Source organism: Flavobacterium sp. NLM (assembly GCF_002210235.1).
GTDB classification, from domain to species: domain Bacteria; phylum Bacteroidota; class Bacteroidia; order Flavobacteriales; family Flavobacteriaceae; genus Flavobacterium; species Flavobacterium panici.
On the sequence record NZ_LIAC01000005.1, the window covers coordinates 195,947 to 209,168 of the forward strand.

General features: G+C 32.9%; 6 protein-coding genes. 2 read left to right on the plus strand and 4 right to left on the minus strand.

Annotation, left to right across the window (positions count from 1 at the left end):
* Positions 1-528 precede the first annotated feature (528 nt).
* On the minus strand, positions 529-3,375 hold the full coding sequence (locus APR43_RS07945; RefSeq protein WP_053470086.1) for a TonB-dependent receptor plug domain-containing protein: 2,847 nt from the start codon (positions 3,373-3,375) through the stop codon (positions 529-531).
* 532 nt (positions 3,376-3,907) lie between these two features.
* On the opposite strand from APR43_RS07945, the gene metK reads away from it, so the two are divergent.
* Both metK and APR43_RS07955 read left to right on the plus strand, forming a co-directional pair.
* Entirely contained in the window at positions 3,908-5,158 is a 1,251-nt protein-coding gene (metK, locus tag APR43_RS07950) for a methionine adenosyltransferase (protein ID WP_053470085.1), read from the plus strand.
* 139 nt (positions 5,159-5,297) lie between these two features.
* Complete coding sequence (locus tag APR43_RS07955) at positions 5,298-7,064, plus strand: DUF4153 domain-containing protein (protein ID WP_053470084.1); 1,767 nt, start codon at positions 5,298-5,300, stop codon at positions 7,062-7,064.
* Between the two features lie 62 nt (positions 7,065-7,126).
* On the opposite strand, the gene APR43_RS07960 is transcribed toward APR43_RS07955, so the two are convergent.
* From APR43_RS07960 to APR43_RS07970, 3 genes are all read right to left on the minus strand, one after another.
* A complete protein-coding gene (locus tag APR43_RS07960) occupies positions 7,127-9,376 on the minus strand; it encodes a hypothetical protein (protein WP_053470083.1) in 2,250 nt (749 codons plus the stop codon).
* Between the two features lie 87 nt (positions 9,377-9,463).
* Complete coding sequence (locus APR43_RS07965) at positions 9,464-12,151, minus strand: carboxypeptidase-like regulatory domain-containing protein (RefSeq protein WP_053470082.1); 2,688 nt, start codon at positions 12,149-12,151, stop codon at positions 9,464-9,466.
* A 90-nt stretch (positions 12,152-12,241) separates the two neighbouring features.
* Positions 12,242-13,126 carry a GLPGLI family protein gene (locus APR43_RS07970; protein WP_053470081.1) on the minus strand — a complete coding sequence of 295 codons (885 nt, stop codon included), beginning with the start codon at positions 13,124-13,126 and terminating at the stop codon, positions 12,242-12,244.
* Positions 13,127-13,222 lie beyond the last annotated feature (96 nt).

A 13,222-nucleotide genomic window follows, 5' to 3' on the forward strand; every position in this document is an offset into this window, starting at 1 on the left:
TAACTATAACAAAGATTTTATCTTTTTACTTTTGGCAACAGCAAGGTTGGATGCACATTTGCATCATACTACAACACATCATATTATTTCTTGCTATTGTTTTCATTTTAATTTAAAATTTAATTCTTTTTTAAACTCGACTAATTCGATAGAGTAAATGTAATATTTATTTATTTAACTGCCAAATAAAATTTTGATATTTAACGTTAAATTTTTTTAGCTCGCGTAAATAAAGGCTTCCTCTTTAAAAAATTGACCACAGATTTTACGGATTAAACGGATTGACACGGGTTTCATTTTATACTTAATGTAATATAAAAACCATTTACATGATTGAAAAAGGTTAGCCACAGATTAAAAAGATTACATTGATTTTAAAAATCAGTGCTAATTCGTTTAATCCTAAAATCTGTGACCTATTTTTTTATAATTTAAGTTCAATCCCGATAACCATCAGGATAAAAATCACATTGATTCAAAAAAATCAGTGTCAATCCATTTAATCCGTAAAATCTGTGGCCTATATTTTTAGAATTTAAAGCTCAAACGAGCAAATCCAAATCTTCCGTTTAATCCAAATTGAGATACGGCTCTTGAATACGCAAACTGATTTGCATTTGTCAAGTCTGTACTTGGCGCCGGAGATAAAGTTGGAGTTGTATTGGTAAAAGCCGGAGTTGACGGATTATTTCTGTCCGGATAAACGTCTCCTATATTATTAAAACCAACAGTTGCTCTAAAATGTTCGTTGATTTGGTATCCGAAAGATAAATCGGTAACCAGTTTTGCGCTGTATTCCGGATGTTCATATACAGAAGCAAATCCATCTAAATTAACATCTGTCGCTCCCGGATCTGTTACTTTTCCGAAATAACTGTTTCTTAAATAAATATCCAGTTTTTTAATGCTGAAAGTTGTTGTTAGGTTCGCTTTCAATTTCGGAATTGCTTCTTCTAAATACACTCGGCTTGACTCCGGAAAAAAGGAATATATATAAGGATCTCCTCCTGCATTTACAATTGATTGCGGAATATGTAAATCTCCTACTCTTTTTGTTTCATTATAACTTAACGCAAAATCATTTCTGATTACAAAATCCTGAATTACATCGTATTTTTGAGAAATTACAACATCAATTCCTTTGGTTTCAGAGTCGATTCCGTTTGTCCAGAACGAAGCTCTTTCTACACCTTTCAAATCAAATGCTTGTTGAAACAATGTCAAGGCATCTTTTTGTGTTTGTGATGTAGCAGCATTTATCTGCGCATCTGTTGGTCTTGCATATTGTCCAGACAAAACAATTCTGTCGTTGATTCTTGTAAAATAAGCATCGGTTGCGATTGTAATATTAGCTTCCGGAATTTTAAATGTAAATCCTGTGCTGATACTTTTTGATTTCTCTGGTTTTAAATTTTCTACACCAATACTTTTTGCTGCCTGAGAATCATTTGTAAAATATCCAACCTGATATGGAGATCCGTTAATGAACTGAGTTGAACTTGCTTCAAAGTATTTTTGCTGTAAAGATGGCGCTCTAAAACCTGTTTGTCCAGAAATTCTCCAGTTGATATTATCGTTTAGTTTTAAAAGAGAAGCCAGTTTAAAAGTAACGGTACTTCCAAAATCTGAATAGTTTTCATAACGTGCAGCTCCGTTTAACAGCCAGTTTTCGGCTGCATTTAATTCTAAATCAATATAAGCTGCGCCGCTTCGTCTGTCTCTTTCTTTAGCATCCGAAGGCTGAAATCCTGAAAATCCCTGTGCTCCCGCTCCACGTTTGTTTCCAAAGAAATCAGTCACAATTAAAGGTGAAGTAGTTGGCAAAACTCCAGAAACTAAAGCTCCGTTTACATCATATAATCCGTATGAAGCTTCTTCTCCTTGTTTAATTTGGTAATTTTCATATCTAAATTCTCCACCAAAAGCAACGTTTAAACCTGCAAGAAAATCAAATTTTCTACTGAAATCTAAATTGGTTGTGCTTTGTAAAAATGAAACTTTACCGGCATCAAAACTAGAAGGAGAATTTACGCCCAAAGTTGCATTGATTGTATTGTTTACATCATATTTAAAAGAGTTTGTCCCCAGGTTTGAACTCAAATCTGTATCAAAACCAAATAATTGAGTATTTACTCCAAGCGCTGCAGAAGCATCTAAAATTCCAGATTCGATTTCCGGTAAAAATCCATTTTCATAGACTTGCGTGAAAGTTCCTGAACCATTTGGGAGTCTGTTAAAAGCATAAGATTTTCCATCTCTATACGATACTCCACCAAATGAATACAATGAAGTTGTTTCTGTTAAAGGATATTTTGCATTATAATACGCTTGTCCAGAAGCCAGTTCTGACTGACCCACACTCATATTATAGTCTGCTCTTTCTTGTCCTCTGTAGGCTAACTCATTATTAGTTACATCAAAATTAAGTGCTGTCTGCAATTGTGTTATTGTTGTTGCAGATGAAATAGCGGTTTGCTGTGCCGGCGTAAAATAACTTACCTGCGGTGCGTATTGCTGTATTGAACTTATAATTTGTGCTGAATTTGGAGTCGTATTGATATTGCTGAAAAGCGAATTGATCTGAACTCCGTTTTGCGCTGCTCTGTTTTCTACAGCATTATAGGCATTAAAAATTCCGTTGTTTCTAATTCCTGCACGGCTTGTTGCTTGTCTTGTTACAGCTGTTCCGGTAACATTTAAAAAACTTCCCGGTTTACCTAATGATGTTCCGTAGTTTAAATCGACTTGAACGGTTTGACCATCGGCTCCGCCTTTAAAATTGTTAGATCCAGATGATAAATTAGTTCCGTATTGAATTCCTCCCGAAAGATATTTGGCATTCTTTTTCAATACAATATTAATTACTCCCGCAATGGCATCAGAACCGTATTGTGCAGCGGCTCCGTCTCTTAAAACCTCGATTCTTTCGATGGCGAAAGATGGAATCGCATTTAAATCTGTTCCTACAGATCCTCTTCCCGGAGATCCGTTTATGTTTACTAAGGCACTGGTATGTCTTCGTTTTCCGTTTACTAAAATTAAAACCTGATCTGGGCCTAAACCTCTTAATTGTGCCGGATCAACGTGGTCTGTTGCATCGGCAGTTGATGTTGCATTACTGGTAAACGATGGCGCAACATAATTTAAAATCTGGGTTACGCTGGTTTGCGGTGCTCCTTTTGTTATTTCAGAAATATTAAAAACATCAACCGGAACCGGTACATCTGTTTTTACTCTATTTTTATTACGAGTTCCAATTACGGTAACTTCTGACAGTTCATTATTCTTTAAAGTATCCTGCTCAGTTTTATTATCCTGAGCATACAGGCCTGAAAATGTCAAAAGACCTAAAACGATTAGTACATTTTTTTTCATTTCTTTTTACTGATTAATTTGTGTTTTTGGCTTAAAAAAAATTCTTACAAGTTTAATTTTGGAACAAAAAAAACCTCTGCGGCTGGCAGAGGTTCTATATATGTTGTTGAAAATAAACTACAATAGAGTCTCTGCGGAAAGCTCCGGCATCTTACAAGACATCATATTGCAAATTGTAAATTTCATTTTGTTCTGTTATTTTAACGAGGCAAATGTGCGAACTATTTTTTAACTGACCAAACAAAAACAAAAATATTTTCTATTACCCTATCAAATTAGTATATTACTGTTAAATTTCTGCTATAAAAAATAAAAAAAGTTGAACTTTAATTTGCAAATCAAAATGGTTTTATACCTTTGCACGCGAATACAGAGGAAAAATTTGAACTGATTGCAACCTCTTCATAATGAAATGATTCGTTATGGATGCCGAAACTAAGATTTTGGTAGTAAAAAATGCTAAAGCAGGAATTCTCCTTTAGCACTTTCAGCAATTACTTTTCCTCGCTTAATGTTAATTTAATAAATTATTATGGCTTATTTATTTACGTCAGAATCTGTTAGTGAAGGGCATCCAGACAAAGTTGCAGATCAAATTTCGGATGCTTTAATTGATAACTTTCTGGCATTTGATGCTGACTCAAAAGTAGCTTGCGAGACATTAGTTACTACAGGTCAGGTTATTTTAGCAGGTGAAGTAAAATCAAATACTTATCTTGATGTACAACAAATTGCACGTGAGGTAATCCGTAAAATTGGATATACTAAAAGTGAATATATGTTTGAAGCAAATTCTTGTGGAATTCTTTCAGCAATTCACGAGCAGTCTGCAGACATTAACCAAGGTGTTGACAGAGCTAAGCCAGAAGAGCAAGGTGCAGGTGATCAGGGAATGATGTTTGGGTACGCTACAAATGAAACTGAAAACTATATGCCTCTAGCTCTTGATTTATCTCATAAATTATTACAAGAGTTAGCGATTTTAAGACGTGAAAATAAAGAAATCACGTATTTACGTCCAGATGCTAAATCTCAGGTAACTTTAGAATACAGCGACGATAACAAACCAACTCGTATTGATGCGATTGTTATTTCAACGCAGCATGATGATTTTGATGAAGAAGCTGCAATGCTTGCTAAAATCAAAAAAGATATTATCGAAATTCTTATTCCTAGAATTATCGCTAAAAACCCAACTCACGCGCATTTATTCAACGATAAAATCAACTACCATATTAACCCAACAGGAAAATTCGTTATTGGAGGACCTCACGGAGATACTGGTTTAACAGGAAGAAAAATCATTGTTGATACTTACGGTGGAAAAGGTGCTCACGGTGGTGGTGCATTCTCTGGAAAAGATCCAAGTAAAGTAGACAGAAGTGCTGCTTATGCAACTCGTCATATCGCTAAAAACTTAGTTGCTGCAGGTGTTGCTGACGAAATCTTAGTTCAGGTTTCTTATGCTATTGGAGTTGCTCAGCCAATGGGAATTTTCATTGAAACTTACGGAACTTCTAAAGTAAATTTAACTAACGGTGAAATCGCTAAAAAAGTAGAAGCTATTTTTGATATGCGTCCTTACTTTATCGAGCAAAGATTAAAATTAAGAAACCCAATTTACAGTGAAACTGCTGCTTACGGACACATGGGACGTAAACCAGAAACGGTTACTAAAACTTTTTCTGCTCCAGGTGGAAACGAAAAAACAGTTACTGTTGAATTGTTTACATGGGAGAAACTTGATTTTGTTGACCAAGTAAAAACTGCTTTTGGACTATAATTCATAGCTGATACGATTAATATTTTTTAATCTTACTTATATATATATTACCCCGAATTCTATTCGTTTAGAGTTCGGGGTTTTTATTTGGTTATTTGATGGCATTTGCTTTTCTTAGTACAAAATAACTGACCAAAAAATGAGTAAACTTCCTTCGTTACAAAATGTTCTGAATGCCACATTAAAAACTGTTCTGAGATTTCCTTTAGAAACTATAACCGCAATTTTAGGTACTGTTTTCGCTATTTTATTTATTAGGCAAGATCGTGTATATGATGATGAATTCTACATAAAAGCCATTATGAGCTGCTCATTATGTCTGGTATGGTTTGTTTCTGCAAGTTTGTTTTTTGCTGCAAAACACAAAAACGGTATAATCCGGTTTGTAGTTAGTTTATTGTTTAGTGTACCATTAGTTGCTTTTGTATTTAATTTTGGAGAAAGAATCTCAGAGGTTGAAGCGCAGCAGTTTTTTGTATTCAGCCTAGCTTTACATTTATTGGTTTCTTTTGCAGGTTTTTTACCAAGAACTTATAATCAGGAAGAGTTTTGGGAGTTTAACAAACAGCTTTTTTTACGCATATTAACTTCTGGCTTGTACAGTATTGTTCTTTATACAGGCTTAGCTTTAGCCATTTTAGCTGTAGATAAATTATTTAAAGTGAAATTAGATGATAAAATCTATGGATATCTATTTTTTACTATTGCTGGAATTTTTAATACCATTTTCTTTTTAAGTGGCGTTCCTGAAACTAATAGTAAAGAATATCCACTTCTTTTAAGTTATCCTAAAGGACTTAAAAATTTCACTCAGTTTGTATTATTACCTTTAATAAGTATTTATTTGGTGATTTTGATTTGCTATGAGGCCAAAATCCTTATCACGCTTTCATTACCTGTTGGCTGGGTTTCTTATCTCGTTTTAGCATTTGCAATTGTCGGAATCCTTTCTTTTTTACTGGTTCATCCTATTGCAAATGAAAATGGCAATTTATGGATGCGAACTTTTAATCGCTGGTTTTATTTTTTATTAATTCCGCTATTGGCATTATTGTTTTGGGCTATTTTATACCGAATCAATCTTTACGGATTTACACACGAACGTTATTATGTTTTCTTATTATCAATTTGGCTTACGATTGTTGTAGGTTATTTTCTAATCTCAAAACATCCAAAAATAAAATTCATTCCTATAAGTATGTGTCTGGCAGGATTGCTTTCTATTGTGGGTCCGCAAAGTGCTAATTCTGTTTCAAAATACAGTCAATTATCACGGTTTGAAAGTTATCTGCAAAAAGCTGAAAACAAAAAATTGACTTTTGAACAAGAAAAGGAATTAAGCAGTATCGTTGATTTTTTAGATAGAAATTATACTCTTGAAGACATGCTTCCGTATGCAGATAAGAAATTATATGCGTTATATAAAAAAGACAAAGATCCCGGATCATATAAGATTATGGAAAGTTTAGGTTATGAGTACCGATCCATATATGATCGAAAAAATGATGCTGACGATATTTTTAATTATTATTTCTATGAAGATACTGATGAAATAGTAGATATACATGGTTATGATTTCATAATCGTTTTATACAAAAACAGTCCATACGAGTGCAAAAGCTGTTTAACTATTGATAAGACTATTTATTCTATTAAATCAAAAGCTAGGGATTATGGTCAGGATTTAATAATCAATCAAGATATTATTCCGCTGAAAATAAATGATTTCATCAATTCATCTTCTGGCTTTACTAACAATAACTCAGACAAAAAAATTGAGCAGCGAATTGAGAATTCAAAATACACTATTTTACTAACTTATTTGAGTGCAAGTGGGGGTGTTGAAAACAACAAAAAAATTCCTGAAAATTATCAGATCAAAGTAATGGTAGGTATTAAAAAATAAAAAAAAAGAAACCCGACAAAATTTAAAATCTTATCGGGTTTCTTTTTTATAAATTTTGAACTTTAATAAGTTCCGTTTTGCATTTTTGAAAGCGTTTCTTTTATCTCACTTGCAGTTACTTCTTCCACTTCCGGAGTCAGATATTTTACTGCCAAAGCCTGAGTTGCAATAGCTTTATCTTTTTGACCGTCTTTATAATATAACTGCGCTAAAGTGTCTAAATAATACGGATTGTTTTTTGTCACGACCAAACTGTATTCTGACCAAACAATTGCACTTTTTATAAAAGAAGCATTCTGCGGTTTTAAAACTACAGTCCAAGCCGTAGAATTACAAAGATTTGAATGATAATCTTTAAATGAATTCCATCCGTCATAAGAATAACTTGAAGTTGGATCTAATGAAGAATATATAGCATCTAATTTCTCAATTGGGCTTCCTTTTTCTGAAGCTAAGTTGGAGTCAAAATAAGTACTGAAATCTTTTAGGAAATTAGTATTTGAACCGTCTTTATCTTCAATTTGGCTTAAATAATCAAAATAGTTTCGGTACGATTCAAAGTTTCCTTTTCCTAAAGCAATGATCTTTTTATAAATCGAAATATTCTTTTCTTTATTTACTTCTCCCGAAGTTCCTTCCTGAGAAATATAAGTGTTTTGCTGTAATGCAGAAGAAATTTCAGAAACTACATTTCCTAAAACATGTATTTCTCCTTCTTTATTATTGAATGCCGCACGTTCAGCTTCAATTGCGTCAGAATGTTTTAAAAGATAATCTATCGCTAAATAATCTGTATCGTTTAAGATTCTGTCTTCATTAAAAAGTTGTTTTGTAAAACCTTGGTTTTTAATTTCTTTTACAATTGTTTCAACCAAATACAAGTTTGGCTTGGTGTCTTTTTGATGTGCTTCGATTAGTTTTTTCCAGGTTTGAGCAATCTCTTTTTTATCTACAGCTGTTTTTGTTATTGTAAATTCCGTAGGATTATCTTCTGTAACAACATAATCTGAATCATAATCATACGAAGATTCTAAAACCGAAGCTCTATTAAAAGCTCTGATCAAATCTGCGTCGGCCGCTTTTTTGTTTTTGAAGATTTTATCAATCGTTACAAAAGCATCGGCACGCAAAAGTTTTCTGTAAAGATCTCCATAATAATTAAAGTGATATGATTTGTCTGCTAAATCAGATTTTGCAACCGCTAATACGTCTCCATTTCCGTTTAAAACAACCACGCTCGGATCGTTTGTGATTTTATTGTTTTTCAGCCATTTTTTATCATCGGCTCCAGCCAGATAATAATTATAAACATCATATTGCGGATTATACGCTTCGTACATATTATATCCCGTTTGCGTTTCCTGATCTTTTACAAAAGCATCAAAACTTTGTTTTGCCGATTTATTTTTGTCATTGGCTAAAACAACTAAATACTTATTGGTACTTGCTCCTTTAGTAGATTCAATTGCTTTTTTTAGGTTGTTTTCGATTTTTAATTTGAAATTAAAATTGGCAGCCATTTCAGTATTAGTCGATAAAGGCGGATACAGCGTCGTATCAACAGCAACTCCGGTTCCAAAATCTTCATTTAAATAATCAACTTTACCCGGATAAGTCCATTTTGAAACGGTTTGATTTTCAAGAGGCGTAACTTTTGATTTTTTTACAGGCTGCGGCTCTTTTTCATTTAGAAATACCAATGGATTTTTCCCTCCTTTTTCAGAGATTTTTAATTCATTTGTTTTCTTGTCATAATATCCGGCAAGTTTTAAATCACCTAAAACTTCCAGTTCGTAATTAATCGTTATTTCGGCAGCATCTTTTGGTAAAGCATATTTTTCTAAATGGCTATTTCCGTCATATTCTTCATAAACTAAATATAAAAAATCTGTTTTTTCGATTTCAAATTCTAAATCTGTTTTTGTCCATTCAGGATCCAGTTTCGTTTTTATATCCGAAATTCTTTGGTATTGAATTTCCTCTGTACCGTTTTGAGTTCCTATATAAAAAGAATAATACGAAGGATCTAAAAATTTAATCTTGATGTTTTTTGCTTTTTTATCAGTAACAAATGACAGATCAAATCGGTTTTCTGCAGTTGGATTTCTACTAAAAACTAACGAGTCGCCTTTAATTTCATAACCTCCCGTATAAAAAACTAATTCGTATTTATTATCGTCTAATAAATTCAGTTTGATTTTCTGACCTTTGGCGGCAGATAAATAAGTCCCTTTTTCGATGCCTTTTGTTTGAGAAAAAGACATAAAAATTCCCGAAGTAAATAGCAATAAACTCCAAATAGAATTGCGCATAATATAAAAATTTGGCTGTTAATATTCATGTAAAGATATTCTATTCTTACTAAAATAAACTCCTAAATTTTAAATTAAGTCAATCTATTATAAATTATATTTCATTGAAAAGATAATGTAGCGCGGCTGAACCGTATATTGAGAAACTCTTGTAGAGAACTGCGTAAAGTTATCATCATTAAGATATCTGGTGTTTAATAAATTGGTCGCCGAAACTTTATACTCCCATTTGCTGTTTTTCTTTTGATAAATTAAACTGGCGCTTAAAAAATCATATTCGTTGTCGACCGTTTTATCTCCATTATAATAATGATAGAATTCATACTCGGAAACAAAAGAAAAACTATCCAGAAAATAGTAATCTAATTTTGCAAAAGGTTTGTCTGTATAAAAGGTAGAACCGCTGTATTTATTAACCAAAAGATTATAACCAAACTCGATATTCGGAAGGTTTTTATAATTGGTTGAAGCTCTAACGGTATAACTCTGTACAAAACTTTCTGTGGTTCTCAAATCATCATTTTGAATGTTATTGAATTTTGACCAGTTCAAACTTGCATTTACTGATGCTTTGTAATTCTTTAAAAAAGAACGTCCGTAAGCTCCCATTCCTGAGAAAGTTTCATCGGCTAAATTGGAATTGTATGGAACCGAAGATTGATTAATTCCATCAAAATTAGCTTCCGTTTTAATCGCATCCACTTTTCTTGTATACGTTGCATTCGCAAAAATATTCTCGAAATTGAACATATTGTATTTGAAATAACGAAGTGTATGTACTTGCGAAGTTGCGTTTTCTAAAGTACGATCTCCACGAAATAAACTACTGTAATCTGATAAAACATAACCTGCTGCCAGCTGATTAATATCGGTAAAATCATTTGTTAAAGAGAAATTATACGTCAAAGTTTCTGATTTTTTGATTTGGTATAAAGCAAAGAAATCAGGTAATATTTTGGTGAAACTTTGAGAATAATTTGAACCCAATTGTCCGTTTGTCATTTGGTAAGAATGCAGACTAACTCCAGGCGTCAAAGTAAATTTTCCTGTTAGAATTTTATAATGGAAACCTAAAAATGCATCATTAAATCTATAATCTACATCATTATTATTCTCTGAATTATTCAAATCATTTCTGTCTCCGTTATCCAGCATTTGAAAAATATGAGAGTTGAAGTTTTGATACGAATAGGTATTTCCCAACGTAACATTAAAATTACTTTTTGGTGTAACCATATAATAGTAATCTAGTTTTGCGTCTAGTTTATTGGTTTTCACAAAACGATCCTGATTTAAATCGTTCCGATCCTGACCCGGAATATATCCTGACAAATTGAAAGGAAGTGTTCTCAGATTGGCATTATAAAATGGATTTTCGTCCTGATACAAATGCTGCATTTCAAAAGCAAAAATATTCTTTTCACTTTGTGTATAATACAAACTCAAATTTTGATTAACCGAAGTTGGATCTTGTTTCTTATTTGTAAAAATAGTTTCTGAGTCAGTAATCTTATTTACAATTTGTTCACGAAGTAAATCGGTATCTTCTTCCTGTTTTGATAATTTGGTCAGGATGTCATAATCAAACTGAAATTTATCATTTGGCTTATAAGTTGAACTTAGCTTAAACAATCCTAAATTGTTTTTTTGATGCGTTAATTCGTCTCTTTTCTGCTGATCTCCAGAATCTAAAATCGTAGTCTGCGATTTGGTTTCTAAATCTGTTTTTGAAGTCGAAAGAATTCCGAAACCGCTTATATTCCATGTTTTTGTTGGAGAATACGAGAAATTTGTTGCGCCAAATTTGGTTTCAATTTCTTTTGCCCGATTGTTTCTTAAAACCGAAATTCCTAAATCATTTGATGAAACATTAAAAGAGCTTCCGCCTTTTTTCATCATGTTTTTAAATCCGCCCGTAAACTTAAAATAATCCTGCGCCGTAAGAGGCAGTTCTCCAATATTATTAAAATTGGTAATTAAATTAATGCTGTATTTTGGGCTGTAATAAAACAATTTAGGATTTATAATATAACGACTGTCGAGTTCTGCAACGCCTATTCCGGCCATCATATCTCCAAACCAAAAGTTCTTTTTACCTTCTTTCAGTTTAATATTCATCGCCACATTTTCCTGATCGTTTTCAAGACCTTTTAAAGCGCTTACTTCGTTGTAATTTCTTAAAACCTGAACTTTATCAATGGCATCGGCGGGAATATTTTTAACGCCAAGTTTCGTATCTCCGTCAAAAAAGTCTTTTCCTTCCACCATTAATTTGCTTACTTTTTTGCCTTCAACTTCAATCTCACCATCGGCATTTACCTCAACGCCCGGAAGTTTTTTCAGGACATCTTCAAGTTTTTTTTCTGTTCCAGATTTAAACGAATCGGCATTGTAAACAATAGTGTCGCCTTTTATAGAAACTGGCATTTCACGAACGATTTCAACTCCTTCGAGTTCTATTCCCGCGCCGTCCATAATAATATTTTGAACGATATTTTCCGTTTTGGTAGAAATGGCTATTTCTTTCGATTTCATTCCCAGATAACTTACTTTAACCGTGTATGAAGCGTTTGGTTTTAAAGTAAGTTGAAATTTACCTTTATCATTGGTAATTCCGTACGAATCCATTGCTTTGGTAGCATTGTTGACCGCCATAATATTGGCCATCTCCAACGGATTTTTTTGTTCATCCTGAATAAATCCATCGAAACGAACACTTTGAGAAAAGCATATAGAAGTAAAAAGTAAGGCAAATAAAAAAAGTGTCTTATTCATTATCAGAATATTGGAATTTGGAATTTGGAATTTGGAATTTGGAATTTGAAATTTGAAATTTGGGATTTGAAATTTGGAGTTTTACAAATTTTATCTTCCCATTGGCATTGCAGCCCCGGACGTACGTCCGCGGTTCATTTCTCTAAATTCTTCCATTTTTTTAATCACCGTTTCATCGTACTCTTTTTGAGAAACTACTTTTCCTTTTTTAGATGGTTTTATCTCCGCTTTTTCTTTGGCATTCAAAACAATTTTAGAACATAAAATAACTGTTTTTCCATCGTTTACTTCTAAAATCAGACCCGGTAATCCCCAATAATTTTCTGGTCCCTGATTAACCGGAATTTCCGGTGTATACCAAGCGGTAACTGTAATTTCTTTCGGAATTTCAAAATTGTCTTCAAAATTAGTTTTTGTCTCTCCCGATGTTTTTTTGGCTTCATCCTTTTTATCATTATTTTTAGGTCTGAAGTTTCTAAAATCGGTTTTGCTGGCTTCTTTAACTGCCGTTGCTTTAAAGCAATTGTAACCGCCAATTTGTTTGGTTTCCTGTTCCAATTTCCAGTTTAATTTTGGCAGAGAATCAACAACAAGGAATTCTTTTCCCATAAATTCTTTATCGACAGTATACGATTTAGCTTTTACATCTTTGTAAAAAGTTCCGCCGCCGCCCATCATCGAACTCATCATAACACGAAAACCGCCTTGCTGTCCCGGAGCTTCGAGTTTTTCTTCTTCTTTATATATAGAGGCTGTTTTGTCAAAATTCAATATGAAAGTTTTCTCCAGCATTTGTTTCATACGCTCTTCCATACTTTTTTGCATTTCTGGCGTAATGTCTCTATTTCCGGCACGCATTCCTTCAAATTTAGGAGCCTGGGTTTTAGACTCATAAACGGCCATTCCCTGAAAATCTTTTTGTGCATGTACTTGTGTAAAAGCAAATATTAAGAGTAAATAAGATAGTTTTTTCATGTGGTTTTATTTAAAAGGTTGTGAAGTCTTGTAAAACTTACAATTCAAATTTATTACTAATTTTAAAATACTGAAAATTAAATATATCAATGCCAG